The organism is Bacillus haynesii, from assembly GCF_014042035.1.
GTDB lineage: Bacteria > Bacillota > Bacilli > Bacillales > Bacillaceae > Bacillus > Bacillus haynesii.
Window position 1 is genome coordinate 3,891,288 of record NZ_CP059494.1, and the last position, 25,166, is coordinate 3,916,453.

General features: G+C 44.7%; 29 protein-coding genes and 1 riboswitch. Of the genes, 26 read left to right on the forward strand and 3 right to left on the reverse strand.

What is annotated here, in order from left to right:
* The first annotated feature begins 17 nt into the window (after positions 1-17).
* Genes H2R00_RS19200 through H2R00_RS19210 form a run of 3 tightly spaced genes read left to right on the forward strand, consistent with a single transcriptional unit; the run spans position 18 to position 1,821 of the window.
* Positions 18-836, forward strand: coding sequence for an ABC transporter ATP-binding protein (locus tag H2R00_RS19200; protein ID WP_154998210.1), 819 nt, complete (start codon positions 18-20; stop codon positions 834-836).
* Positions 829-1,569, forward strand: coding sequence for an IucA/IucC family C-terminal-domain containing protein (locus H2R00_RS19205; RefSeq protein ID WP_182070095.1), 741 nt, complete (start codon positions 829-831; stop codon positions 1,567-1,569). Before H2R00_RS19200 ends, H2R00_RS19205 begins: the two co-directional genes overlap by 8 nt.
* Positions 1,570-1,821, forward strand: a complete 252-nt coding sequence (locus H2R00_RS19210; RefSeq protein ID WP_128823008.1) for a YusU family protein — start codon at positions 1,570-1,572, stop codon at positions 1,819-1,821.
* 29 nt (positions 1,822-1,850) lie between these two features.
* Here the strand turns inward: H2R00_RS19210 and H2R00_RS19215 are convergent, their stop codons facing one another.
* The 3 genes from H2R00_RS19215 to H2R00_RS19225 form a co-directional block, all read right to left on the reverse strand.
* Complete coding sequence (locus H2R00_RS19215; protein WP_043927161.1) at positions 1,851-2,192, reverse strand: spore coat protein; 342 nt, start codon at positions 2,190-2,192, stop codon at positions 1,851-1,853.
* A gap of 10 nt (positions 2,193-2,202) precedes the next feature.
* Entirely contained in the window at positions 2,203-2,454 is a 252-nt protein-coding gene (locus H2R00_RS19220) for a hypothetical protein (RefSeq protein ID WP_043927159.1), read from the reverse strand.
* Positions 2,455-2,533: 79 nt separating this feature from the next.
* Positions 2,534-2,695, reverse strand: a complete 162-nt coding sequence (locus tag H2R00_RS19225) for a YuzL family protein (protein WP_020452884.1) — start codon at positions 2,693-2,695, stop codon at positions 2,534-2,536.
* Between the two features lie 210 nt (positions 2,696-2,905).
* Here H2R00_RS19225 and H2R00_RS19230 point away from each other — a divergent pair, with 210 nt between their 5' ends.
* The 23 genes from H2R00_RS19230 to H2R00_RS19340 all read left to right on the forward strand — a co-directional run bounded on the left by H2R00_RS19230 (position 2,906) and on the right by H2R00_RS19340 (position 25,145).
* Entirely contained in the window at positions 2,906-5,296 is a 2,391-nt protein-coding gene (locus H2R00_RS19230; RefSeq protein ID WP_182070096.1) for a 3-hydroxyacyl-CoA dehydrogenase/enoyl-CoA hydratase family protein, read from the forward strand.
* A 12-nt stretch (positions 5,297-5,308) separates the two neighbouring features.
* Positions 5,309-6,484 carry an acetyl-CoA C-acetyltransferase gene (locus tag H2R00_RS19235; RefSeq protein WP_182070097.1) on the forward strand — a complete coding sequence of 392 codons (1,176 nt, stop codon included), beginning with the start codon at positions 5,309-5,311 and terminating at the stop codon, positions 6,482-6,484.
* A gap of 19 nt (positions 6,485-6,503) precedes the next feature.
* Positions 6,504-8,288 (forward strand): acyl-CoA dehydrogenase FadE, encoded by a 1,785-nt coding sequence (locus H2R00_RS19240; protein WP_182070098.1) that lies wholly within the window; start codon positions 6,504-6,506, stop codon positions 8,286-8,288.
* A gap of 114 nt (positions 8,289-8,402) precedes the next feature.
* Positions 8,403-8,759, forward strand: a complete 357-nt coding sequence (locus tag H2R00_RS19245) for an arsenate reductase family protein (protein ID WP_003185068.1) — start codon at positions 8,403-8,405, stop codon at positions 8,757-8,759.
* A 61-nt stretch (positions 8,760-8,820) separates the two neighbouring features.
* Positions 8,821-9,204, forward strand: a complete 384-nt coding sequence (gene gcvH, locus H2R00_RS19250) for a glycine cleavage system protein GcvH (RefSeq protein WP_020452879.1) — start codon at positions 8,821-8,823, stop codon at positions 9,202-9,204.
* A 60-nt stretch (positions 9,205-9,264) separates the two neighbouring features.
* On the forward strand, positions 9,265-9,501 hold the full coding sequence (locus tag H2R00_RS19255) for a YusG family protein (RefSeq protein WP_003185065.1): 237 nt from the start codon (positions 9,265-9,267) through the stop codon (positions 9,499-9,501).
* 62 nt (positions 9,502-9,563) lie between these two features.
* Positions 9,564-9,908 (forward strand): toprim domain-containing protein, encoded by a 345-nt coding sequence (locus H2R00_RS19260; protein ID WP_003185062.1) that lies wholly within the window; start codon positions 9,564-9,566, stop codon positions 9,906-9,908.
* Positions 9,909-9,933: 25 nt separating this feature from the next.
* A complete protein-coding gene (locus tag H2R00_RS19265) occupies positions 9,934-10,242 on the forward strand; it encodes a thioredoxin family protein (RefSeq protein WP_182070099.1) in 309 nt (102 codons plus the stop codon).
* Positions 10,243-10,363: 121 nt separating this feature from the next.
* Entirely contained in the window at positions 10,364-10,711 is a 348-nt protein-coding gene (locus tag H2R00_RS19270) for an SCP2 sterol-binding domain-containing protein (protein ID WP_043927151.1), read from the forward strand.
* Between the two features lie 183 nt (positions 10,712-10,894).
* Positions 10,895-11,002: riboswitch (SAM riboswitch) on the forward strand.
* Positions 11,003-11,118: 116 nt separating this feature from the next.
* Positions 11,119-12,144 carry a methionine ABC transporter ATP-binding protein MetN gene (gene metN, locus H2R00_RS19275; RefSeq protein WP_154998222.1) on the forward strand — a complete coding sequence of 342 codons (1,026 nt, stop codon included), beginning with the start codon at positions 11,119-11,121 and terminating at the stop codon, positions 12,142-12,144.
* A complete protein-coding gene (locus tag H2R00_RS19280) occupies positions 12,137-12,805 on the forward strand; it encodes a methionine ABC transporter permease (RefSeq protein ID WP_003185053.1) in 669 nt (222 codons plus the stop codon). The genes metN and H2R00_RS19280 overlap by 8 nt, the downstream gene beginning before the upstream one ends.
* A 13-nt stretch (positions 12,806-12,818) precedes the next feature.
* Positions 12,819-13,649, forward strand: coding sequence for a methionine ABC transporter substrate-binding lipoprotein MetQ (gene metQ, locus H2R00_RS19285; protein ID WP_154998224.1), 831 nt, complete (start codon positions 12,819-12,821; stop codon positions 13,647-13,649).
* A gap of 106 nt (positions 13,650-13,755) precedes the next feature.
* A complete protein-coding gene (locus tag H2R00_RS19290) occupies positions 13,756-14,124 on the forward strand; it encodes a carboxymuconolactone decarboxylase family protein (protein WP_003185049.1) in 369 nt (122 codons plus the stop codon).
* A 143-nt stretch (positions 14,125-14,267) separates the two neighbouring features.
* Complete coding sequence (locus tag H2R00_RS19295) at positions 14,268-14,414, forward strand: YuzK family famiily protein (protein WP_182070100.1); 147 nt, start codon at positions 14,268-14,270, stop codon at positions 14,412-14,414.
* 123 nt (positions 14,415-14,537) lie between these two features.
* On the forward strand, positions 14,538-15,473 hold the full coding sequence (locus H2R00_RS19300; RefSeq protein ID WP_182071120.1) for a cation diffusion facilitator family transporter: 936 nt from the start codon (positions 14,538-14,540) through the stop codon (positions 15,471-15,473).
* 229 nt (positions 15,474-15,702) lie between these two features.
* Positions 15,703-16,488: a Fe-S cluster assembly ATPase SufC gene (gene sufC, locus H2R00_RS19305; protein WP_003185044.1), complete on the forward strand. Its 786-nt coding sequence runs from the start codon at positions 15,703-15,705 to the stop codon at positions 16,486-16,488.
* A gap of 17 nt (positions 16,489-16,505) precedes the next feature.
* Positions 16,506-17,819 carry a Fe-S cluster assembly protein SufD gene (sufD, locus tag H2R00_RS19310; RefSeq protein WP_182070101.1) on the forward strand — a complete coding sequence of 438 codons (1,314 nt, stop codon included), beginning with the start codon at positions 16,506-16,508 and terminating at the stop codon, positions 17,817-17,819.
* Entirely contained in the window at positions 17,819-19,039 is a 1,221-nt protein-coding gene (sufS, locus tag H2R00_RS19315) for a cysteine desulfurase SufS (protein WP_182070102.1), read from the forward strand. The genes sufD and sufS overlap by 1 nt, the downstream gene beginning before the upstream one ends.
* Positions 19,029-19,475, forward strand: a complete 447-nt coding sequence (gene sufU / locus H2R00_RS19320; protein WP_182070103.1) for a Fe-S cluster assembly sulfur transfer protein SufU — start codon at positions 19,029-19,031, stop codon at positions 19,473-19,475. The genes sufS and sufU overlap by 11 nt, the downstream gene beginning before the upstream one ends.
* Before the next feature lie 18 nt (positions 19,476-19,493).
* On the forward strand, positions 19,494-20,891 hold the full coding sequence (sufB, locus tag H2R00_RS19325; protein ID WP_020452865.1) for a Fe-S cluster assembly protein SufB: 1,398 nt from the start codon (positions 19,494-19,496) through the stop codon (positions 20,889-20,891).
* A gap of 263 nt (positions 20,892-21,154) precedes the next feature.
* Entirely contained in the window at positions 21,155-23,134 is a 1,980-nt protein-coding gene (locus H2R00_RS19330; protein WP_182070104.1) for a hypothetical protein, read from the forward strand.
* A 736-nt stretch (positions 23,135-23,870) separates the two neighbouring features.
* The gene (locus H2R00_RS19335; RefSeq protein ID WP_182070105.1) at positions 23,871-24,254 is read left to right on the forward strand and encodes a hypothetical protein; all 384 of its coding nucleotides are present in this window, start codon (positions 23,871-23,873) and stop codon (positions 24,252-24,254) included.
* Between the two features lie 30 nt (positions 24,255-24,284).
* A complete protein-coding gene (locus H2R00_RS19340; protein WP_182070106.1) occupies positions 24,285-25,145 on the forward strand; it encodes an SMR family transporter in 861 nt (286 codons plus the stop codon).
* The last annotated feature ends 21 nt before the right edge of the window (positions 25,146-25,166 follow it).

Here is a 25,166-nt window from a genome sequence, read left to right on the forward strand (position 1 = left end):
AAGGAGAGATTTCATTTATGAGTGCCATTTCAACAGAAACGTTAAGCTTAGGTTATGGAGAAACAATCATTATTGATGAGTTAAACTTAACGATCCCAAAAGGTGAAATCACCGTATTTATCGGCAGCAACGGCTGCGGTAAGTCGACTCTCCTTCGGTCTCTCGCACGTTTGATGAAGCCAAAGGGCGGTTCAGTGCTCCTCGAAGGCAGCTCCATCGCCAAACTTCCGACCAAAGAAGTGGCAAAGGAGCTGGCCATTCTTCCTCAAGGTCCTTCGGCTCCGGAAGGCTTGACCGTTCTCCAGCTCGTTAAGCAGGGGCGGTATCCTTACCAAAACTGGCTGAAGCAATGGTCAGCAGAAGATGAAGAGGCCGTGCAAAGGGCTTTGAAAGCGACAAGAATGGAAGAACTGGCTGAGCGCACAGTCGATTCCTTGTCCGGAGGCCAGCGGCAGCGCGCCTGGATCGCGATGACGCTCGCCCAGGAAACGGATATCATTTTACTGGATGAACCGACGACATACTTGGATATGACGCATCAAATCGAAATTCTGGACCTTTTGTTTGAATTAAATGAACACGAAAAGCGCACGATCGTGATGGTGCTGCACGATTTAAACCTCGCCTGCCGCTACGCTCATCACCTCGTCGCGATTAAAGATAAAAAAATATATGCCGAAGGCCGGCCTGAATCAATTATCAACTGCAAACTTGTACAGGACGTTTTTGAAATGGACTGTGAAGTGACGAAAGATCCGCTTTTCGGAACACCGCACTGCATTCCGTACGGAAGAGGAAGATGCATCGTCCAGCAGGTGGTTCAGTCCCATGCTTAATTTAACAAAAGAGGAGCTTGAGTCATTGCTTCGTTTTCGCCTTGGAACGAAGCAGACCGGCTCCTTATTCTCTGTTAAAGGAAACATGCTCCTTGATGAGGATTTTTTAGGACGTTATGTAGAAGATATTAAAGACAGGCTGAACGCTCCGAATCAAAAAGTTGCGGCTTCAATGCTCGTCAAGCGCAGCGGTATGCTTGCTGCGCTGCATTTCTATCTGTTTACGGTTTGCGGAAAACGCTTGCCAGCCGCTCCTGCTTCCGTATCGTGGGAGCTAGAAGCCGATGATCAAGGTTGGACGCCGTCGTTTTATTTTCACAAAGGTGCTGAGCTTATCGAAGCGGACCGAACCGAAGAACTGAAAAAATTGACCGAAGATATCTTCAGGCGTCATCTTGGCGGCCTGATCGCGGCCTGTCGGCGGGCATTCTCTATTTCAAAGCACATTCTTTGGGAAAATATTGCGGTTTATCTGTATTGGATGTATGACATGCTTCAAGAAGACCCGAAGCTCAAGGCACGGGCGGCGCAAGATTTTCATTTTCTTCTTTATGAAGCTGAGCCCGGCCTTTTTGAAGAAGGTGCGGACGAAAACCCTCTCAAAAGGTTTTATCCCGGACAGCATGCGGAGGATCGGACACGCACGACTTGCTGTCTGTATTATGCAACAGACAAAAACGGCGTCAAATGCAGGACATGCCCGAGAAATAAACGTAAAGAAAGGGTGTCGTGAGTGGAAAAACTCAGGGAGCAGCTGGACGGACTTGTTGAGAAATATACGGAGCTGCTTTTGGGCGAAACGGACGAAGAACTGAAAGAACAGGTGAAGATGTGGATCATCTACAGCCATATCGCCAAAAGCATGCCGCCCCTCGCCAAGCATTGGAACGGCGCTTATCCGGATGCAAAGCAGGAGATAAAAGAAGTAATCCGCCAGATTAAAGAACGAAATGAGGCGCACCGGGCGGCAAATCAGAAAAAATAAGCAGAGAGATTCCTCTGCTTATTTTTTGTTTATTGGTTTTGCTGATATGGCGACTGGTCTTGCAATGTAGAATGGAACTGCTGATAGGACTGCTGGATTTTCTGGGCATCTTCAGCCTCTACCTTGTACCATCCGTTTTGAAACATCACCTGGTACAATCTGCGCTGAACGTTTTGAGCCTCGTTAAACAGCGGCTGAACGGCCTGGTAAAGCGATTCATGGCTTAATTCATTAAGCGCCGTCGAGTATGCTGACGTCATATATTTTTCGGTTGTCAGCAGTTCGTTGACAAAATCCCTGTCGTTCATCGCGCTGGTCTTCGGGACAGGGGTTTCCTGATTGCCGATTTTCTGTTGGTTTTGCTGATTCATCATTGACCTCCTATTGCATGTATGCTGACGGATTTTGCGTTTGATTTTGACGAAGCTGCTCCAATATCACATTGTAATGGTGATGGTGCATTTGTCCGACCCTGTCGAGTTCTGTTTTAAGAGACTGATCCTGGCATTGATCCGCCATAAAATGCGCTTTTTTCATCGCGAGCAAGTTCCAGTTCAGCATATCCTGCAAATACAGATGATCCTTTGTTGAAATGACCGGCGGCGGTGTTGTCATTCCTTGCTGATGTTGCATGCGTCTGCCTCCTTTTAGCATTCGTTTATTTTTAGATTTCCTAACACCAGGAAAATTTATACCGGATGCTTAAAGGGGCTTAATGATCTTCAGGAACATCCATATTATGCTTTTTATATTGCTGGTTTTGGCTTGTCCGTTTTCCGCCCGCATCCGCCTTTTTATAATCCGGACCTGCATTGCCTTTTATGCTTGCGGCGCTGACTGCGGCTGAAGATGGATTTTTTCTTTCACGTACCAAGGCCTTCACCTCCTCTCTATTGGTTTGTCCCAAAAGCGGGGAAACATGTAAACGCGGCAAAATGATACCCGATGAAAAAATTTCAGAAATTTTGCACCAAGTTATTGAACTCGCTTCCAAAATCTTTTAAGATGAAAGAAGACAGGAGAGTTTTATTTTTTTGGAGTAAAAATGAATGAGTATTCATTCAAAGGTGGGGGAGGATCTTTCATGGTCAAGCATATTCGAAAAGCCGCCGTTATCGGTTCAGGTGTAATGGGTTCCGGAATCGCGGCTCACTTAGCCAATATCGGGATTCCTGTTTTACTGCTCGATATGGTGCCGCGTGAATTAACAGATGAGGAAAGGAAAAAAGGCCGCACCCTTGAAGACCCGGATGTGCGCAATCGGCTGGCACGGTCAGCCGTACAAAAGCTGCTAAAGCAAAAACCGGCTCCGCTGACATCAAAGAAGAATATCAGCCGTATCAGCACAGGGAACATGGAAGACGATTTTGAAAAAATTAAAGATGCCGACTGGATTATTGAAGTTGTTGTCGAAAACCTGGAGATTAAGAAGCAAGTGTTTTCAAAGGTCGATCAATACAGAAAACACGGAAGCATCGTCAGCAGCAATACATCAGGCATCTCCGTCAGGCAGATGGCGGAGGGAAGGTCCGCTGATTTTAAAAAGCACTTTTTAGGAACGCACTTCTTCAATCCGGCCCGCTATTTAAAGCTCCTTGAGGTGATTCCGATTGACGAAACGGATCCCGGCGTGCTGGCCTTTATGAAGAAATTCGGCGAAGACGTTCTTGGCAAAGGGGTTGTTGAAGCGAAAGACACGCCAAACTTTATCGCCAACCGCATTGGAACCTACGGCTTGCTTGTGACGGTTCAGGAAATGCTGAAAGGCGGCTACACGATAGGCGAAGTCGATTCGATTACAGGTCCGCTGATCGGACGCCCGAAAAGCGCAACCTTCAGAACGCTCGATGTCGTCGGCCTTGATACATTTTCACACGTAGCCAAAAATGTCTATAACCAAGTCACGGGCGAAGAAAAAAACGTTTTCAGGCTGCCTGAATTTATTGAACAAATGCTCGAAAAAGGCTGGATCGGAAGCAAAGCGAAACAAGGTTTTTATAAAAAAGAAGGAAAAGACATCCTTGAGCTTGATCCGATGACGATGAATTACAGCCCACGTCAAACATTAAAAACATCGGGACTTGAAGCGGCCAAGCAAATGAAAGGCGCAGGAGCGAGATTGAAAGCGCTTATTTACTCCGATGACAGAGCGGGAAGCCTCCTTTGGAACATTACAGCTCCGACGCTTGTATATTCGGCAGAGCTGACAGGAGAAATCGCTGACAGCATAGCGGCGGTTGATCAGGCGATGAAATGGGGATTCGGCTGGTCGGCAGGGCCGTTTGAAATGTGGGACAGCATCGGTGTGAAAAACGCGGTGCAAAAGCTTGAAGCAGGGGGCTGGAAGGTCGCGGACTGGGTGAAGGAAATGCTCGCAAAAGGACATGAGACCTTCTACCTTAAGGAAAACGGAAAGACGTTCTATTACTGTTTTGAAAGCGGCGAATACAGGGCGCTTCAAGAAAACAAGAAAACGATCCATTTGTCATCACTCAAAGAAACAAAAGGCGTCATCAAGAAAAACAGCGGGGCAAGTTTGATCGATTTAGGCGATGATGTCGCACTGCTCGAATTTCATTCGAAAAGCAATGCAATCGGCCTTGACATCATCCAAATGCTTAAATTTGCTCTCGAGGAAGTAGACGCCAACTATAAAGGGCTTGTGATCGGCAACCAGGGCAAGAATTTCTGCGTCGGGGCCAATCTCGCGATGATGCTGATGGAAGCTCAAGACGACAACTATATGGAAATTGATATGATCATCCGTCAGTTCCAGGAGACGATGATGAAAGTGAAATACAGCTCCAAGCCGGTCGTCGCTGCCCCATTCGGCATGACGCTTGGCGGGGGGACTGAGCTTTGTCTGCCTGCTACCCGTGTTCAAGCCTCAAGCGAGTCATACATGGGCCTCGTTGAAACAGGCGTCGGTCTGATTCCGGGGGGCGGAGGCAATAAAGAGCTTTATTTAAATTACTTGAAGGGGCTGCCTGAAGGCGTTAAACCGGATATCCAAGAGGCCGCCATCAAGACGTTTGAGACAATTGCCCTTGCAAAAACGTCGACTTCGGCTCAAGAAGCGAAAGAGCTGAACATCTTAACCGCAGAGGATCAAATCAGCATCAACCAGGATCACTTGTTATACGATGCCAAAAAACTCGTCCTGACTCTTTCCGAAAGCGGCTACCGTCCGCCGGTGAAAAAGAAAGTCCCGGTGACGGGCGAAACCGGCTATGCGGCGCTCCTGCTCGGTGCTGAATCGTTAAAACTGTCCGGCGCCATCTCTGAACACGATATGAAGATAGCGAAAAAGCTGGCGTTTGTCATCGCGGGCGGCAGGGTTCCATTCGGCGCTGAAGTAACGGAAGAATACTTGCTCAATTTGGAAAGGGAAGCATTTTTGAGCCTTGTAAGTGAACCGAAATCACAGGCGAGAATGCAACATATGCTTGTGAAAGGCAAACCTTTGCGTAATTAAGGAGGGAAAACAATGAAAGAGGCAGTTATTGTATCGGGAGCGAGAACCCCGATCGGAAAAGCAAAAAAAGGCTCATTGAGGACTGTCCGTCCCGATGATTTAGGCGCATATGCCGTGAGAGAGACGCTGAAAAGAGCGGGCGGTTATGAAGGGAATATCGATGATTTAATCATCGGCTGCGCTACGCCGGAAGCTGAACAAGGCTTGAATATGGCACGCAATATCGGCGCGCTTGCCGGTCTGCCACACACAGTTCCGGCCGTTACGATCAACAGATATTGTTCATCAGGACTTCAATCAATCGCTTACGGGGCCGAAAAAATCATGCTTGGAGCAGCCGACACAATCATTGCCGGCGGCGCTGAATCGATGAGCATCGTGCCGATGATGGGGCATATCGTCAGACCGAACGCGGAGCTGGCGGAAACGGCTCCTGAATATTATATGGGAATGGGCCATACGGCTGAACAGGTTGCCGTCAAATACGGCGTTTCCAGGGAGGATCAGGATGCATTTGCCGTCAACAGCCATCAAAAAGCAGCCAAGGCGATTGCGGAAGGAAAGTTCGAAGATGAAATCGTCCCGGTGGACGTCACCATCAGAGAAGTGGATGAACATCACAAGCTGAAGGAGCGGACGTTTACTTTCTCTGCCGATGAAGGTGTACGCCCGGGGACAACCAAAGACGTTCTGTCAACGTTAAAACCGGCGTTTTCGGCGGACGGATCGGTTACGGCAGGGAATTCATCTCAGACGAGCGACGGGGCTGCCGCAGTGATGATCATGGACAGGGAAAAAGCGGACGCACTCGGGTTAAAGCCCCTCGCAAAATTCCGTTCGTTCGCAGTCGGCGGCGTTCCGCCGGAAGTGATGGGCATCGGGCCTGTTGAAGCAGTCCCAAGGGCGCTGAAGATGGCGGGACTTGAGCTGTCAGATATCGGTTTATTCGAATTAAATGAGGCGTTCGCATCACAAGCGATCCAGGTCATCAGGTCGCTTGGCATCGATGAAGAAAAAGTCAATGTCAACGGCGGAGCGATTGCGCTCGGACATCCGCTCGGCTGCACGGGAACAAAGCTGACGCTGACATTGATCCACGAAATGCGGCGCAGAAGCGAGCAATTCGGCGTTGTGACAATGTGTATCGGCGGAGGCATGGGAGCAGCAGGGGTATTCGAATTAGTTTAATCACAAGGGGGATGGAACAATGGAACAAACAAAAGATCATATGAAAAAAGGCGGCGCCTTTCTAATTGAAGAGGTAACAGCTGATCAGATGTTCACACCGGAAGATTTCACAGATGAACATAAAATGATCGCCAAAACGACTGAAGATTATATTCTCGGAGATGTTCTGCCGTACATCGACGAAATTGAAGAGCACAATTTCGATCACTCTGTCAGGCTTTTGAAAAAAGCCGGCGAACTCGGGCTTCTCGGAGCTGACGTTCCTGAAGAATATGGCGGACTCGGACTCGATAAAATCAGCTCGGCGCTGATCACCGAAAAATTCTCAAGAGCGGGGAGCTTTTCGTTATCGTACGGGGCACACGTGGGGATCGGCACGCTTCCAATCGTATTTTTCGGAACCGAGGAGCAAAAGAAAAAGTATCTGCCGTCCCTTGCAACAGGGGAAAAATTTGCAGCCTATGCCTTAACAGAGCCGGGCTCCGGGTCTGATGCATTAGGGGCAAAAACAACGGCCGTTTTGAATGAGGCGGGAACCCACTATATATTAAATGGCGAAAAGCAATGGATTACAAACTCAGCCTTTGCTGATATTTTCGTCGTCTATGCGAAAATAGACGGCGAACATTTTTCGGCCTTCATTGTAGAAAAAGATTACGCAGGCGTTTCCACAGGGCCTGAAGAGAAAAAAATGGGCATCAAAGGCTCATCGACCCGCACGCTCATCTTAGACCAGGTCCAAGTTCCGAAAGAAAACCTTTTAGGGGAACCGGGAAAAGGGCATGTCATCGCCTTCAATATTTTAAATATCGGCCGCTATAAGCTGGCTGTCGGGACAATCGGCGCTTCCAAACGGGTCATCGAGCTGTCCGCTTCATACGCCAATCAGCGCCAGCAATTTAAGACGCCGATTTCAAGATTCAGCTTAATCGGGGAAAAAATCGCCAATATGTCAGCCAAACTTTATGCGATGGAAAGCTCTGTTTATCGTACGGTCGGGCTGTTTGAAGACAAAATGGGCACTTTGAGCGAAGAAGAGCAAAAAGACGGGCGCCAAGTCGCGAAATCGATCGCTGAATATGCAATCGAATGCTCTCTTAACAAAGTATTCGGATCTGAAACGCTTGATTATATCGTTGATGAAGGCGTTCAAATCCACGGCGGTTACGGATTCATGCAGGAATACGAAGTGGAGCGGGCTTACCGCGATTCACGGATCAACCGGATTTTTGAAGGCACAAACGAAATCAACCGCCTCATCGTCCCGGGCACCTATATGAAAAAAGCGATGAAAGGCGAGCTTCCTCTGTTTGAGAAAGCAAAGGCACTTCAGGAAGAACTGATGATGCTCATGCCTGAAGAACCAGGTGACGGCGTTCTCGAACAGGAAAAGTATCTGCTGAGAAACGCCAAAAAGACCGCGCTCATGATTGCGGGACTCGCCGCGCAAAAATACGGAAAAGGGCTCGACCAGGAGCAGGAAATCCTCGTTAACATCGCCGACATTGTCAGCCAGGTCTACGCGATGGAAGCAGCTATTTTGCGTACTGAAAAAGCCATCAAGGCAACCGGCGAAGACAAGAACGCCCAGAAAATTCTTTATACGCAGATTTTTGCACAGGAAGCTTTTCAGGAAATTGAAAGCCATGCCAAGGAATCGCTCATCGCGATGGAATCAGGCGATTCGCTGCGCATGATGCTGTCCGCGCTCCGCAAATTGACGCGCTTTACGCCTGTCAACGTCATTGAGAAAAAGCGCCAGGCAGCTAAGGAAGTCTTTGAAGCTGAGAAATATATCGTATAAACGAAAGCCCTGCTTTAGGCGGGGCTTTTAAGCTTCTATAGAATCAAGCACTGTTTTAGGTTTTTCATTCGATCTATGTTAAAATTACCTCGATTAAATGAGAGGGGTGTATGTATGGCTTTGGATTTTTACTGGTATCCGAAATGCGGGACATGCCGCAAAGCGAAAAAATGGCTCGAAGACCACGGAAAAGAAATCAATGGGATACATATCGCAGAACAGCCGCCGAGCAAGGAAAAACTGAAAGAGCTCTACGAGAAAAGCGGGCTTGAATTGAAGAAGTTTTTCAACACGAGCGGCCAAAAATACCGCGAACTCGGCCTGAAAGACAAGCTGCAAAGCATGTCTGAAGATGAGCAGCTGGAACTGCTTGCATCAGACGGTATGCTGATCAAACGCCCAATTACGACAGACGGCAGTAAAGTAACGGTCGGTTTTAAAGAAGATCAGTTTAAGACATACTGGTTATAACACATCAAAATATGATATCTTCAATGTAGGATCGATTAAAACACTTTATGGAGGGGTTAGCATGAGCACACCGAAAGAGTTGCGTTATTCAGAAGAACACGAATGGGTGAAAACCGAAGGAGATAAAGTCAGAATCGGCATTACAGACTTTGCACAATCTGAGCTTGGAGACATCGTATTTGTCGAGCTTCCTGAAGTGGGAGACGAAATCAAGGCGGACGAGCCTTTTGGCAGCGTTGAATCCGTAAAGACCGTTTCTGAGCTGTATGCCCCGATCAACGGAAAAGTGGTCGAAGTGAACGAAGATTTGGAAGACAGCCCTGAATTCGTCAACGAGTCTCCGTATGAAAAGGCATGGATGATTATTGTCGAGCCGTCTGATGCTTCTGAAATCGAAAATCTGATGACAGCCGAGCAATATGAGGACATGATAAAAGAAGACTAAGGATTATTCAGGATAGCTGTTCGTCGTTTGGATACTCTATATCAAGAGGGGGTGTCCAAATTGACGCTGAAAAAAGAACGTATTGATATTACAGAACATGTGGAAAGCCGATTAAAAAACGGTGGAACGCAGCTGTATCATGAAAATGAGCTGATCGGCCGAATGACCGGCAAGGATCAATACGAGTTGAAATCTGGATATTCATTCCAAGATGAAAAGTTTTACAAAATGGCGGATACCGTAAGCGGACCGGATGCTAAATATGTAGACTGTGATGACCACCAAGGCTGGTGTTAATCAAGTCAGGCGGTGAATATTCACTGCCTTTTTTTACAAGTAAATCTTTAAAGGTGATCCATATGCCGGAAAATGAAAAAGTCATGATTGTCGAAGGGAAATCAGATAAGCAAAAAGTGAAGCATGTCATCGAAGAGCCCGTGGACATCATTTGCACAAACGGAACGATCAGCCAGGCAAAACTCGATGAATTCGCCGAGACGCTGTTTGATAAAGACGTTTATATCCTGGTGGATGCCGATGAATCAGGCGAAAAGCTCCGCCGTCAGCTGAAGAGGGAGCTCCCCCAAGCTTCGCATCTATACATCGATAGAGTATACAAAGAAGTCGCTTCCGCCCCGAGTCAGCATGTTGCAGAAGTATTATTTCGTTCAAACATCCGGGTACATACAAAATATCTATTATAAAAAGTATTGAGGTGCGGTTCAACAGATGCAAGAACTTCAAGAAAAAGAGCTAAAACGGCTTGAGCATGAAACCTGTCTTCTATATGTATACACGCCGTTCTGCGGAACGTGTCAACTGGCCGGAAGAATGCTGGAAGTCGTTGATGAAATGATGAAGGACGTTCCTTTTTATAAAAACAATCTCAATTATTCCCCGTCATTTGCCAAGGAGCAGGAAATAGAAAGCGTTCCGTGTTTTATCCTTTACAAAAACGGGCGAGTCGTCAAAAAAGAATACGCTTTTCACTCCGTTTCCTACTTATATGATACGATTAAACAAAATGTTGTGGATTAAGGGCGGTTTTGACATATTTCTCGGGAAATAACCAGCAAAAACTTGTCGAGCAATTCCTAAAGGAACTCCTGCGGCAGACAGAGAATCTGTAAGTATGACCAATTTACAGGAGGTTATACAGTTGGAGAAAATGGGATTGATAGAAAGAGAGGACAAGGCTCTTTTTTTAAAACCTCTATTATCTACAACGGCTTTGCTGATTACGTTTCAAGGCGAGAAAGAAGCTTTTACGTTAGCGATCAACGAAAAAGGGGAAATGGAAAAATCTTCTCCTGTAGAAAAAGCTCATTTGACCTTTTTTGGAGAGCAAAGCGAGATTATTGACCTTCTACACGGTGACATTTCGTTGCAGCATCTCGTACAGCGCGGCACTGTTAAAGTTAAAGGCTCTTTCAGAGCTTTATTGAAGCTTGAAGCGATTTTATGGCTGACGGACGGCTTCTTTAAAAACAGCGATCTTTATTCATAGACTTATTAAAAATTTGAAAAATCGGCACATTCCGTGTATAAGTCAGACAGGGACGGGCGTTTGCGTTCGTCTCTTTTCGCCGTAGGCCGATTGTCTTAAGAAAAATAGTTGACAACTATTTTTCCGCATGATATCCTACTTTAAGAATTCCGATCATAATAATCAAAAAATAAATATATGTTTCTCTTATCCAGAGAGGTGGAGGGAAGTGCCCTATGAAACCCGGCAACCATCAACACGTGTTGAAATGGTGCCAATTCACGCGAAGCATTATGCTTTGAAAGATGAGAGAAAGGCCCAGACTATTCAAAAGCCTTTCTGCTCATGTGTGCAGAAAGGCTTTTTTCATTGTTTGATCAGGAATTTAGACAACTATGAGAATTGAGCAAGAAAGCAGGTGATGGCTTTTGATAAATCTTCAAAATGTTTCAAAGATTTATCGGTCAAAGCATGGAGATGTCAATGCTGTCCAAGATGTCACCCTTACGATTAAAAAAGGTGAAATCTTCGGAATTATTGGATATAGCGGAGCTGGAAAAAGCTCCTTGATCCGTCTCTTGAACGGACTTGAACAGCCGACTTCAGGTACGGTTGAAGTAGCCGGCAGAACAATCAGCGAGATCAAAGGGAAGAAGCTGAGGAATGCAAGGCAGGAAATCAGCATGATTTTCCAGCATTTCAACCTCTTGTGGTCAAGAACGGTGCGCGACAATATTGCGTTTCCGCTGGAGATCGCCGGTGTCAGCAAAGCAAAACGTCTGAAAAGAGTCGCTGAACTGATTAAGCTTGTCGGTCTTGAAGGCAAGGAAAACGCCTACCCTTCACAGCTTAGCGGAGGGCAAAAGCAGCGCGTCGGCATCGCACGGGCGCTCGCAAACAATCCGAAAGTTCTCTTATGCGATGAAGCGACATCAGCGCTTGATCCGCAGACGACTGACTCGATCCTGGGTCTTCTGTCCGATATCAATGAAAGGCTCGGGCTGACCATTGTCCTGATTACTCATGAAATGCATGTCATCAGGAAAATCTGCCACAGAGTGGCCGTCATGGAAAACGGAAAGGTCGTAGAAGAAGGCGATGTGCTGAACGTATTCCTCAAGCCGAAGGAAGAAATGACAAAGCGCTTTGTTCAGCAGGTAACAGAACCGGTGGAAACAAAGGAAACGCTGAAGCATTTCCTCGAAGAAACGACATCCGGACGGACGATCAAGCTCACCTTCGTCGGTGAAGCAGCCGAATCGCCGCTGATCACGCAGATCATTCGGAAGTTCAATGTTGAAGTCAACATCCTTCAAGGCAAAATCTCGCAAACTCAGGACGGCGCATACGGTTCATTGTTCATTCATGTCGACGGACATGAAAACGAGGTCAATGATGTGGTCGATTTCATCAAGAGCCGCCAGGTAGAAGCAGAGGTGATCACGAATGTTTGAAAAACTGTTTCCAAACGTAGATATGGAGCAGCTGTGGGAAGCTACGTATGAAACGATATATATGACAGGAATTTCCCTATTGTTTGCTTTTATCATCGGAGTGATTCTCGGTATGCTGCTGTATTTGACTTCAAAAGGAAACATTTGGCAGAACCGGGTCGTTAACGGTGTAATATCGGCAATTGTCAATGTGTTCAGGTCTATTCCTTTTATTATATTGATTATTCTGCTGCTCGGTTTCACAAAGTTTTTAATGAACACGATCCTGGGGCCGAACGCCGCACTTCCGGCTTTGATTATCGCATCGGCTCCGTTCTATGCCCGCCTAGTTGAAATCGCTTTGCGCGAAGTTGATAAAGGTGTGATTGAAGCGGCGAAATCAATGGGAGCCAAAACATCGACGATCATATTTAAAGTGCTCCTGCCCGAATCGATGCCGGCGCTGATCTCAGGCATTACGGTTACGGCGATTGCACTGATCGGTTCGACGGCGATGGCCGGAGCAATCGGTTCAGGCGGACTCGGGAACCTTGCCTATGTAAACGGTTTTCAGATGAACAATCCCGATATTATACTCATCGCCACTATTTTCATCTTAGCTATTGTGTTCATCATCCAGTTTATCGGGGATTTTATAACAAATAAATTAGACAAACGTTAGGGAGGACATCAACATGAAAAAAGGTTTATTAACAGCTTTATTCATCATTTTTGCAGGCGTTTTGGCCGCTTGCGGATCTTCCAGCAGCGAAGGAGATAAAGACAGCAAAGTCATCACAGTCGGAGCGACGCCGACGCCTCACGCTGAAATCCTTGAAGAAGCAAAGTCGCTTTTGAAAGAAAAAGGCTATGAGCTTAAAATCAAAAATTTCACGGACTACAAACTGATCAACAAAGCGCTCGCAACGAAAGATCTCGATGCGAACTACTTCCAGCACGTCCCGTATCTTGAACAGGAAATGAAAGAAAATAAAGATTACGATCTTGTCAACGTCGGTGCAGTACACCTTGAGCCATTCGGCATTTACTCTAAAAAGTATAAATCTTTAAAAGACCTTCCTGACGGTGCAAAAATTATTATGAGCAACAACGCCGCTGAACAGGGCCGCATGCTTGCAATGCTTGAAAATGCGGGACTGATCAAGCTGAAATCAGGCATTGAAAAAGTGGATGCGACAGTAAAAGATATTACAGAAAACAAGAAAAACCTAAAAATCAAAAACGATGTGGCGCCTGAAATGACGGCAAAAGCATACGAAGCCAATGAAGCTGACGCAGTGTTCATCAACGTGAACTATGCGATCCAAAACAAGCTGAATCCGAAAACTGATTCAATCGAACTTGAGTCTCCAAAAGACAATCCTTACGCTAACATCATCGCCGTCCGCAAAGGCGACGAAGATTCTGACAAAGTGAAAGCTCTGATGGACGTATTGCGCTCTGATGACATCAAAAAGTTCATCGACAAAAAATATCAAGGTTCTGTCATTTCTGTATCTGAATAAATAAAAGAACACCCCGGTTTCCAGAAAACCGGGGTTTTTTCGCGTATTTTTTGAAAAGAGGCTCATAATAAAAAAAGACTACCAACTGAAAATGGAGGAACAAAACGTGAATCAGCATGAATCAGAAGGCATTATCGAATCCGCACTGCACGAATATAAGGCGGGGATTGGCATCTTTTCCGAAAAAATGCCCGGAATTGCCGCCAAATACAACGAATTTACCGAAGAATGCTTTAAAAAAGGCGTGCTCAGCGAAAAGGATAAGCAGCTGATCGCACTGGGCATCAGTGTCAATACGCAGGATGAATATTGCATTATTTATCACATCAAGGGCTGTCTGGATTGCGGAGCGTCGGAGGAAGAAATTCTTGAAGCAGTCGGTGTAACTGCAGCATTTGGCGGAGGCGCGGCCATGAGCCAAGCCGTCACGCTCGTTCTGCAGGCGATGGAAGAATTCCAGCAAATGAAGCATTGATTTTTCGTCCGTGAAAGCATATTGAAAGCACACACATCTTTGCAGAGTTTGTATATAACTGGTACTATGTAAGAAAATCTCTGAAAGGATGATTCATTATTTGTTCAAGCCAAGATCAGCTTGACCTTGAATTCACGGCCGAAATGGAAAAAGCGATGCACAAGTCGCATGGAATGGGATATGAGGAGTACAGCAGAAGCCATGTGAACCGGCTTGAAGTTGAGAAAAGGCGCGAAGAGCAGTATCAAAAAAGCAAGCAGATCATATCAGACTTACACATGATCGGATAAAACGCGGAGGGCGGATGTCAATCCGTCCTTCTCTATGTTCCAGAAGCCGCTTGACCATAATTGCAGGAAAAGGTAAAATTTAAATATGAATACATGATCATATATTTAAAGGGGGGATTTATGATGGCTCATTCTCACGGTCACACAGGCCACAGCCACCATGGCAGCCGATCAGCAAATCAAAAAGCGCTGTTCATCAGCTTCGGTTTGATTTTTACTTTTATGATGATTGAAGTGATAGGCGGGATATTGACGAACAGCCTCGCTTTGCTGTCAGATGCGGGACATATGCTCAGCGACGCTGCAGCGCTTGGTTTCAGCCTCTTGGCGTTTAAAATTGGGGAAAAGGCCGCAAGCGCGAGCAAAACATTCGGCTACAGGCGCTTTGAAATTTTGGCTGCGTTTATCAATGGCCTCACCTTGCTTTTGATTTCACTTTATATTTTTTGGGAAGCATATAATCGCTTTTTCAGCCCGCCGGAAGTCGCCGGGAGTGGTATGCTCGCGATTGCAACGATTGGTTTGTTCGTCAACATTGCTGCAGCCTGGATATTAATGAGAAGCGACACAAGCGGGAATTTAAATATGCGGAGCGCTTTTTTGCACGTCATCGGCGATATGCTGGGCTCTTTCGGGGCGATCATCGCGGGCCTACTTATGCTTTTCTTCAATTGGAATATTGCCGATCCAATCGCGAGTGCCGCCGTCGCGGCTTTGGTTCTTGTCAGCGGGTGGCGGGTGACGAAAGAATCGGTGCATATATTAATGGAAGGAAAACCGAAAGACATTGATGCGGAAGCTCTTAAAAACGGCCTGCTTTCCATTCCGTCAGTCAGGGAGGTTCACGACCTCCACATTTGGTCGATCTCATCTGATATGCCGTCATTAAGCTGTCATATCGTGGCAGACGAAAACAGTGACAGGGATAGAATCTTAAAACAAGTATCAAAATATCTAAAGAAAGAATGCAACGTGGACCATGTGACGGTTCAAATAGAAGGGGAGCGCTGTTCCTGTCATGAGCCGTGCAGCCTGGGAGCAAACCGTTCCCGCTCGTAATGACGGATATGCCGCTGTTTTTCAATAGCTTGGTAATTGTAAGGTCCGCATCTCTGACTCGGGAAGTTTTCTTGCCCCAATCTCTTTAAGAACAAAACGTTTTTTGTTAAACTTGAGAACATGTACACGAAAGATAGGAAGACTATTGTTGTATTCAATTTTCATTTGTTATAAAATTAGAATGAGAATAAATTGAGAATGATGATTATATATATTGGAGGTATATTTCATGGCTGCTTCGACATTAACAATCAAAGATCTTCACGTTGAGATTGAAGGAAAAGAGATTTTAAAAGGTGTAAACCTTGAAATAAAAGGCGGGGAATTCCACGCTGTAATGGGACCGAACGGAACGGGTAAATCAACTTTATCCGCGGCGATTATGGGACATCCTAAATACGAAGTGACAAAAGGAAGCATCACGCTTGACGGCAAGGATGTTCTGGAAATGGAAGTGGACGAGCGCGCTCAGGCCGGTCTGTTTTTGGCTATGCAGTATCCGAGTGAAATCAGCGGTGTTACAAATGCCGATTTTCTCCGTTCAGCGATCAACGCGCGCAGAGAAGAAGGCGACGAGATTTCTTTAATGAAATTCATCCGCAAAATGGACGAAAACATGGAATTTCTTGAAATGGACCCTGATATGGCGCAGCGCTACCTGAACGAAGGTTTTTCAGGCGGTGAGAAAAAACGCAACGAAATCCTTCAGCTGATGATGATCGAACCGAAAATCGCGATTCTTGACGAAATCGATTCAGGTTTGGATATCGACGCCCTTAAAGTCGTTTCAAAAGGAATCAACAAAATGCGCGGCGAGAACTTCGGCTGCCTGATCATCACGCACTATCAGCGCCTCTTGAACTACATTACGCCTGACCACGTGCACGTCATGATGCAGGGACGCGTTGTGAAATCCGGCGGACCTGAACTTGCACAGCGCCTTGAGGCTGAAGGATATGACTGGATTAAGCATGAGCTTGGAATCGAAGACGAAACTGTCGGTCAAGAAGCGTAAGCGTTAGGGGGATAAACATGACATTGGAAACTAAACTATCTGTAGATCGGGAATATGTCAAAAGCTTCTCTGAGAAGCACCAGGAACCGGCATGGCTGCAAGATCTACGCTTAGAAGCGCTTGCAAAAGCAGAAGATCTGCCGCTGCCGAAACCTGATAAAACAAAAATTGCAAATTGGAATTTTACACGGTTTGATAAGCATACTGTAGAAAATAAACCGCTTGATTCTTTGGATGATCTTTCAGATGAGGTCAAATCGCTGATCGATCTTGGAAATGAAGACAAAACGCTTTATGTCCAAAGAGACCAGACGCCGGCTTACCTTTCTCTTTCAAAAGAGCTGCAGGATAAAGGCGTCATCTTTACAGATATTCATACTGCGTTCCGCGAACACGGCGAGCTTGTCAAAAAATACTTTATGAAAGACGGCGTAAAAGCCGATGAGCATAAATTAACTGCATTGCATGCAGCGCTTCTGAACGGCGGAGCCTTCCTTTACGTTCCGAAGAACGTCGAACTGGAAGCTCCGGTGCAAGCTGTTTATGTCCATGAAAGCAATGATACAACGCTCTTCAACCATGTGCTTGTCGTTGCAGATGACAACAGTTCAGTCACATATGTAGAAAACTACATCAGCACGGTGAACCCTAAGGAAGCGGTCTTTAACATCGTGTCAGAAGTGATCACAGGCGCGAATGCCCGCGTGCAATACGGTGCAGTCGACAACCTCTCCGCAGGGGTAACGGCTTATGTCAGCCGCCGCGGAACTGCACTTGGACGCGACAGCAAAATTGAATGGGCGCTCGGTTTGATGAATGATGGAGACACCATTTCTGAAAACACGACAAATCTGCATGGAGACGGCACATTCGGCGATACGAAAACGGTTGTCGTCGGCAGAGGAGAACAGACTCAAAACTTTACAACGCAGATCATTCACCACGGAAAGCATTCAGAAGGCTATATTTTAAAACACGGCGTTATGAAAGATTCCGCATCTTCGATCTTCAACGGTATCGGAAAAATTGAGCACGGCGCGTCAAAATCAAATGCAGAGCAGGAATCACGCGTTCTTATGCTGAGTGAAAAAGCGCGCGGCGACGCAAACCCGATCCTTTTAATCGATGAAGACGATGTAACGGCAGGACACGCTGCATCCGTCGGCCGCGTCGATCCGGTTCAGCTCTACTATTTGATGAGCCGCGGAATTCCAAAAGAAGAAGCAGAGCGCCTCGTCATTTACGGCTTCCTCGCACCGGTTGTCAATGAACTTCCGATCGAAGGCGTGAAGAAGCAGCTGGTCTCTGTGATTGAAAGGAAAGTAAAATAATGAATGCTAAAGATATTCGCGAACAGTTTCCGATTCTCAGTCAACAGGTCAACGGACATGATCTCGTTTATTTGGACAGCGCGGCTACCTCGCAAAAGCCGCGCGTCGTCATCGAGACGATTGATGAGTATTACAACTCTTACAATTCCAATGTCCATCGCGGCGTTCATACATTAGGAACGAAAGCAACGGATGGTTATGAAGGAGCACGTGAGAAGGTCAGGAAGTTTATAAACGCGAAATCGATGCAGGAAATTATTTTTACAAGGGGTACGACAACGGCCCTGAACACGGTTGCGCTCAGCTATGCCCGCGCAAACCTCAAGCCCGGTGATGAAATCGTCATTACACCGATGGAGCACCATGCGAATATTATTCCGTGGCAGCAGGCTGTCAAAGCAACCGGCGCCACGCTGAAGTACATTCCGCTTCAGGAAGACGGAACCATTTCCCTGGACGATGTCAGGGAAACGGTGACGGAAAATACAAAAATCGTCTCAGCTGCGCATGTTTCAAACGTTCTCGGTACGATCAACCCGATTAAGGAAATGGCCAAAATCGCGCATGACAACGGCGCGGTCATGGTCGTAGACGGTGCGCAAAGCACGCCTCACATGAAAATTGACGTCCAGGATTTGGACTGCGATTTCTATACGTTTTCAGCCCACAAAATGTGTGGTCCGACCGGAATCGGGGTATTGTATGGAAAAAAAGCATTGCTTGAAAACATGGAACCTGCAGAATTCGGCGGAGAAATGATCGATTTTGTCGGTCTTTACGAATCGACTTGGAAGGAGCTGCCTTGGAAATTCGAAGCCGGCACACCAATTATTGCCGGTGCGATCGGATTGGGAGCGGCGATTGACTTCCTTGAAGACATCGGACTTGACGAAATATTGGCGCATGAACACCGTTTGGCGGCATACGCTCTGGAGCGCTTTAAAGAGCTTGAAGGCGCTACTGTCTATGGTCCGGCTGAACGTGCAGGACTTGTGACCTTCAACCTTGAAGACGTTCATCCGCACGATGTGGCAACCGTACTTGATGCAGAAGGGGTCGCCGTCAGAGCCGGCCATCATTGCGCACAGCCTTTGATGAAATGGCTGAACGTTTCCGCCACTGCAAGAGCAAGCTTTTATCTGTATAATACGGAAGAAGACATCGACAAACTGATTGAAGCTCTTCAGAAGACAAAGGAGTATTTCACAAATGTCTTTTAATGTGAACTTGGATACACTGTATCGCCAGGTGATAATGGATCACTACAAAAACCCGAGAAACAAAGGGGTTTTAAATGACAGCATCGTCGTTGACATGAACAACCCGACATGCGGGGACCGAATCAGACTGACGATGAAGGTAACGGACGGTAAAGTAGAAGATGCAAAATTTGAAGGTGAAGGATGCTCAATCTCAATGGCTTCTGCGTCCATGATGACCCAGGCGATCAAAGGGAAAGACGTGGAGACCGCCCTTCAGATGTCACAGATCTTTTCAGATATGATGCAGGGCAAAGACTACGACGATTCGATCGATTTAGGCGATATTGAAGCCCTGCAAGGCGTTTCAAAATTTCCGGCCCGGATTAAATGTGCAACATTGTCATGGAAAGCCCTTGAAAAAGGTGTTTCCAAAGAAAACAGCGATAACGAATAAAGATTGGAGTGAAAATGGATGGCTAAGAAAATGCCGGATATCGGCGAATATAAATATGGTTTTGCCGACAAAGACGTTTCCATTTTCCGTTCAGAGCGGGGATTGACAAAAGAAATCGTTGAAGAAATTTCACGCATGAAAGAAGAGCCAGAGTGGATGCTCGACTTTCGCCTGAAATCTCTTGAACACTTCTACAATATGCCAATGCCGCAATGGGGCGGAGATTTAAACTCATTAAACTTTGATGAAATCACGTACTATGTAAAACCTTCTGAGCGTTCAGAAAGATCATGGGACGAAGTTCCTGAGGAAATCAAACAGACATTTGACAAACTCGGAATCCCTGAAGCTGAGCAAAAATATTTGGCCGGTGTATCCGCGCAGTATGAGTCAGAAGTCGTTTACCATAACATGAAAGAAGACCTTGAGTCTCAAGGGATCGTCTTCAAAGACACAGACAGCGCCCTCAAAGAAAATGAAGACATTTTCCGCGAGCATTGGGCAAAAGTCATCCCGCCGACTGACAACAAGTTTGCGGCCTTGAACTCAGCGGTATGGTCAGGCGGATCATTCATCTACGTGCCAAAAGGCGTAAAAGTTGATACTCCGCTGCAAGCATACTTCCGCATCAACTCAGAAAACATGGGGCAGTTCGAACGGACGTTAATCATTGTAGACGAAGGCGCTCACGTTCACTATGTAGAGGGATGTACAGCACCTGTATATACAACGAATTCCCTTCACAGCGCGGTTGTTGAGATTATCGTTAAAAAAGGCGGATACTGCCGTTATACAACGATTCAAAACTGGGCGAACAACGTCTTCAACCTTGTGACAAAGCGTGCGGTCTGTGAAGAAAACGCGACGATGGAATGGATCGACGGAAACATCGGCTCCAAGCTGACAATGAAATATCCTGCCGTTATCCTGAAAGGCGAAGGTGCGCGCGGTATGACGCTTTCTATCGCCCTTGCAGGAAAAGGACAGCATCAGGATGCCGGTGCGAAAATGATTCACCTTGCACCGAATACGTCATCCACAATCGTTTCAAAATCGATCTCAAAACAAGGCGGAAAAGTCACATACCGCGGAATCGTCCACTTCGGACGCAAAGCCGAAGGCGCCCGCTCAAACATCGAGTGCGATACGCTGATCATGGACAACAAATCAACTTCTGATACAATCCCATACAATGAAATTTTGAACGACAACATTTCATTGGAACACGAAGCGAAAGTATCAAAAGTATCTGAAGAGCAGCTATTCTACTTGATGAGCCGCGGTATTTCTGAAGAAGAAGCAACAGAAATGATCGTCATGGGCTTCATCGAGCCGTTCACAAAAGAACTGCCGATGGAATACGCAGTCGAAATGAACCGTCTTATCAAGTTTGAGATGGAAGGGTCTATTGGTTAATAATTAAAGATAAAATTTGAAATCGATTAAGATTTGATTGCTAGCACAGGAAATATAGTATGACCGTAGATATAATAAACTCCATTGATCGGCCTTTAATCTGCAGTGGAGTATGTATCTGCGGTCTTTTTTTAGTTGAGTGCCTCGATTTTAGCCCTCCTCTTAGATTCCTTTTAATGCAAAACAATTTATTTTGATAGTAGAATAGTAATCTAAAACACCTTCTGATAAGATTAGGATTAGATATTTAAGGGGGAATTAGGATGCAGCAAGCAGAAAGAAAAAACCGATATCACGAATTAACTTATAAAAGAGGATTTTTAATAACAGATAAAGAGGTATCCCCGCCAAATGATTATTGGAAAAAGAAAAAATTTGATAAATTCTTAATATATTTCGATCCGTTAAATGATTTAACTCATTTTCAACAAAACGGCAAATGGATAATGGTATTAGGACATGTTATTGATGTTTTAAATAATACTATGGATAAACATTTTATATGTGGAAAGTTACTGCAGAAATTAAGCCTGTCTGAAAACGATTTTTATGATTATTTAGATGAATTATCAGGAAGGTATTTTATTATGTTTCATAATAGAGGAACAACGAAAATCCTTTCTGATGCAACGGGTATGAGAAGTATAATCTATTCAAACAAACAGACTGTAATCGCTTCCCATGTGAAAGTTGTGGAATCGATTATTGGTTCAAATCCTTCACAAGTAATAAAGAGAGATTGGAAAAAGAAATTTTCTAGCTATGCTTTTCCAGGCCATTTCACTCCTTTTGAGGATATTTATTTTTTGACACCTAACACATTATTAGAAATAGAGACTAAAAGAGTGAAAAGATTTTTTCCAAGAGAGCCATTGGAATTGAAAAATGCGAATGATATTGCAGCAGAGGTTTCAGCTCTTGTTAAAACACAATTGGCTCAACTATCTAAAGGAAAAAATAAACTTATTTTTTCTCTCACTGCAGGAATTGATAGTAGATCAACATTGTCTTTAACAAAAAACTTCATCGACAAGATTCAATTTTTCACTTATTATAAGTTATCGAAGAACCTTCCAGATGGCGTTAAATCATTGGAAATTGACAGGAGATTAGTGGGGGATATTGTTAATAACCTTAATTTGAACCATATATTTATCCCCTTAAGAGAAGATGAAAAAACGGAAGATTATTTGGAGTTTATCGAAATGATGAAGAATAATACGATTAGCCCCCATAGTTATAGGTTGGCTAAATTTTATTATGATAATTTTCCAAAAGAAGCACTGCATATCCGATCAAATATTTTAGAAATAGGCAGATATTTTTATAGGAATAAGCTTGATTTGCCTGAAATCGCCGATGCTAAAGCCCTTGCGCGATGTTATTCTCCAGCAGCTTCAGATGATTTGGAAGTTCAATCTTTATTTTCTGAATATTATAATGTTGTTGAAATGGAAAATATCTTTAACTATGATCCATTTGATATATTCTATTGGGAGTATAGGATGGGGGTTTGGCATTCGCAGATTCTTTTGGAAAGTGATGTAGCACACGATACATTTATACCATTTAACTGTAGACGAATTTTAAAATTAATACTCTCTGCTTCTGCTTCAGATAAGAAAAATAACACTGTTTTCCATCGGATGATTTCAACCAATTGGAATGTTTTGAACTATTGGGGAGTTAATACATTAGTAAAACCTATAGATAGACTTGATAAACAAGCTGATGACTATGGGCTGTCCCTTGAAAGCTTAGAACTAAATAGCAGTTCAATACTTGGTGGCCATAGTGTTGATTTTAAATATAAGAACCTGGGCTATAAGGCAAAGTTTTATATTGACAAAAGCGACCCGAAAAAAGGAGATCACGTTGATGCGAGCGTCCCTTTATATACACCAGGAGATAGTCTTTATCATTGTATAGTTCAGATACGGTCACCCTATGAAAATAGAAAAAATCAAGGAAGGCTAAAGTATCAATTGTTGTTAAATGATAACATGATTCTAGAAGAGGATATTGCTTTGTGGAAAGAAAGCAATCAAATAAATATTCATTTTAAAACCCTAAATGAAAGGTCAACACTTACTATTAGGATAATTGCAGTAAAAGACTGTGAAAAATGGAACTGGGGAAAAGCAGGAGCTATTATAATTGAGAGAGTCGTATTAAGAAAAAGTGACAAAAAAATCGAATTAATAGATGCAACGAGCCCATTTTCAAATATTATAAAAAAATAGAGATTATTTGATTACTATTACCGGCAGTCGAAGAGATTCATTGTTTAAGCCTGCAAACAATTAATACAGTTCATGAAGGGGGATCATGTCCCCTTTACCATCGATTTTCATTTTTGTTTCTTTCTTGTTAAAAAGGCAAAGTGTTTTTTGATCAGGTTATGGTTATTAGGCATAGTAGTTAACTGTTGCTAAAAGATTAAAAGGAGAAGTTTTGTACATTAAAATTAAGGATTCCGAGTACTCAAAGAGCTATACATTTTTATAACATGGCTTTCTGACAGTCTGGAGAAGATAAAAGAAAACCAAAAAATCTCCACTCCGCCCAAACCTTTATATTTGAAAAGCTTAACTCAAGAACGTTTAAAATTCTTTATAAATGCACGCCTGAAGATATCGATATATTCTTCAAAGTAAATTTGCAATTATTCAATTATTTGAAAACCGAGATTTATAACCAAGGAATTTTTGAATGTTTAATGCAGAAAATACCAACTGATGGAGGCTGCACACAAAGTTGGTAATTTACATTCTTACCACTTACAACGGCAGGAATTTTAACTTAAAGGGATGTTGAGTTCGCTGTTTTTATCTCTGTTATTTATGCTGATTTTTAAATATTGTAGGTTGGTTTACTTACTTCTCTGACCATTTTAATCATCTGATATTTACAATTATTGGAAATTATAAATATTTTCATTAAGTGAAACTCCTACTATTAATCAGAAAGGGTTTTTTCATGAAAGTAGCTATAAGGGCTTTGGTCTTAGCCGTGATTTTAATTGGGCAGTTTTTTTTTGACAGTACAGAAGCCTTTGCTATGCCTTCCAAAGGCGCGGTGAAGTTCAGGACGGATGCCAATACATATACGAAATCAGCCACTTCGATCGTTGTGACGGGAAAAAGTCCTGTTACGGGGACGATGATTGCCGTCAGGCTGATCAATAAAAAAGGAACTGTCCTGATCTATCGAGATGTTCATTTAACACGCGGAAAACCTCATTTTCGGGTGAGCTTCCCGACGAAAAAGCTGAAGCCAGGCAAGTATGACGTCTGGGTGGATGCCGTCAAAGGAAAGAAGTGGCACGGGGAATTGAAGCGCTACATTGTCATCAAACATTGAGCTCCTTTATGATGAACGGAGGGCTGTGTAATGACTGTCGTGGGTTTTTGCGTATTATTATGTTCTGCATTTATCCATGCATCGTGGAACTACCTTTCTAAAAAAGCCGATGGAGGCGTTCCGTTTATCTGGCTGTTCACAGCGATTGCAGCCGTTGTCTACACGCCTCTGGCCATAGGTGTTGTCATATATGAAAAGCCTGAGATTGGCATCTGGCAGCTTGTCATCATCATGGCGAGCATCCTTGCTCACTTGGGCTTTTTTCTTGTTCTTCAAAAAGGGTACAAAAAGGGCGATCTTTCTCTCGTCTATCCGATTGCGAGGGGGACAGGCCCGCTGCTAACCTGCGTGCTGGCGGTCGCCGTTTTTGGCGAGTCATTGACGCCGCCCGCTATTATAGGGATTCTTTTGATTGTGATCAGCATTCTTTTTTTCACGGGGGGAGTCAAGCGGTTGAAAGAATCAGGCTCGCTCACACCGGTTTTTTACGGGCTGGCGGTCGGCAGTATTATTGCCGCATATACCCTCCTTGATAAAGGAGCGGTCAGCCGGTTTCTCATTCCGCCATTGCTGCTGGATTATTGCAATACGCTCGGCCGTCTCATCATCTTGACTCCTTTTGCCGCGAAAAGCTGGAGTGAAGTCCGGTTTGAGTGGAAGCATCACCGGATGGAAGCGGTCGGGGTCGGGGTTTTTAATTCTTTGGCTTATATTTTGGCGCTGAGTGTTATGGTATTTGCTCCGGTCAGCTATGTGGCACCGGTTCGGGAAATCAGCATTTTAATCGGAACGGTGATGGGGGCGGTTCTTTTGTCTGAAGGTTTCGGACGACTGAGGATCATCGCGGCTGTCTTAATGGTGCTTGGCGTGATATCGGTAGCCGTTGGTTAGGTTGTGTTCCATCGGTGTGAT

What these genes read in the sequence shown, in the direction of transcription:
- H2R00_RS19200 (WP_154998210.1), top strand. Translation starts at nt 18, where the DNA reads ATGAGTGCCATTTCAACAGAAACGTTAAGCTTAGGTTATGGAGAAACA.
- H2R00_RS19205 (WP_182070095.1), top strand. Translation starts at nt 829, where the DNA reads ATGCTTAATTTAACAAAAGAGGAGCTTGAGTCATTGCTTCGTTTTCGC.
- H2R00_RS19215 (WP_043927161.1), bottom strand. Translation starts at nt 2,192, where the DNA reads ATGAATCAGCAAAACCAACAGAAAATCGGCAATCAGGAAACCCCTGTC.
- H2R00_RS19220 (WP_043927159.1), bottom strand. Translation starts at nt 2,454, where the DNA reads ATGCAACATCAGCAAGGAATGACAACACCGCCGCCGGTCATTTCAACA.
- H2R00_RS19230 (WP_182070096.1), top strand. Translation starts at nt 2,906, where the DNA reads ATGGTCAAGCATATTCGAAAAGCCGCCGTTATCGGTTCAGGTGTAATG.
- H2R00_RS19235 (WP_182070097.1), top strand. Translation starts at nt 5,309, where the DNA reads ATGAAAGAGGCAGTTATTGTATCGGGAGCGAGAACCCCGATCGGAAAA.
- H2R00_RS19240 (WP_182070098.1), top strand. Translation starts at nt 6,504, where the DNA reads ATGGAACAAACAAAAGATCATATGAAAAAAGGCGGCGCCTTTCTAATT.
- H2R00_RS19245 (WP_003185068.1), top strand. Translation starts at nt 8,403, where the DNA reads ATGGCTTTGGATTTTTACTGGTATCCGAAATGCGGGACATGCCGCAAA.
- gcvH (WP_020452879.1), top strand. Translation starts at nt 8,821, where the DNA reads ATGAGCACACCGAAAGAGTTGCGTTATTCAGAAGAACACGAATGGGTG.
- H2R00_RS19260 (WP_003185062.1), top strand. Translation starts at nt 9,564, where the DNA reads ATGCCGGAAAATGAAAAAGTCATGATTGTCGAAGGGAAATCAGATAAG.
- H2R00_RS19265 (WP_182070099.1), top strand. Translation starts at nt 9,934, where the DNA reads ATGCAAGAACTTCAAGAAAAAGAGCTAAAACGGCTTGAGCATGAAACC.
- H2R00_RS19280 (WP_003185053.1), top strand. Translation starts at nt 12,137, where the DNA reads ATGTTTGAAAAACTGTTTCCAAACGTAGATATGGAGCAGCTGTGGGAA.
- metQ (WP_154998224.1), top strand. Translation starts at nt 12,819, where the DNA reads ATGAAAAAAGGTTTATTAACAGCTTTATTCATCATTTTTGCAGGCGTT.
- H2R00_RS19295 (WP_182070100.1), top strand. Translation starts at nt 14,268, where the DNA reads ATGGAAAAAGCGATGCACAAGTCGCATGGAATGGGATATGAGGAGTAC.
- H2R00_RS19300 (WP_182071120.1), top strand. Translation starts at nt 14,538, where the DNA reads ATGGCTCATTCTCACGGTCACACAGGCCACAGCCACCATGGCAGCCGA.
- sufC (WP_003185044.1), top strand. Translation starts at nt 15,703, where the DNA reads ATGGCTGCTTCGACATTAACAATCAAAGATCTTCACGTTGAGATTGAA.
- sufD (WP_182070101.1), top strand. Translation starts at nt 16,506, where the DNA reads ATGACATTGGAAACTAAACTATCTGTAGATCGGGAATATGTCAAAAGC.
- sufS (WP_182070102.1), top strand. Translation starts at nt 17,819, where the DNA reads ATGAATGCTAAAGATATTCGCGAACAGTTTCCGATTCTCAGTCAACAG.
- sufU (WP_182070103.1), top strand. Translation starts at nt 19,029, where the DNA reads ATGTCTTTTAATGTGAACTTGGATACACTGTATCGCCAGGTGATAATG.
- sufB (WP_020452865.1), top strand. Translation starts at nt 19,494, where the DNA reads ATGGCTAAGAAAATGCCGGATATCGGCGAATATAAATATGGTTTTGCC.
- H2R00_RS19330 (WP_182070104.1), top strand. Translation starts at nt 21,155, where the DNA reads ATGCAGCAAGCAGAAAGAAAAAACCGATATCACGAATTAACTTATAAA.
- H2R00_RS19335 (WP_182070105.1), top strand. Translation starts at nt 23,871, where the DNA reads ATGAAAGTAGCTATAAGGGCTTTGGTCTTAGCCGTGATTTTAATTGGG.
- H2R00_RS19340 (WP_182070106.1), top strand. Translation starts at nt 24,285, where the DNA reads ATGACTGTCGTGGGTTTTTGCGTATTATTATGTTCTGCATTTATCCAT.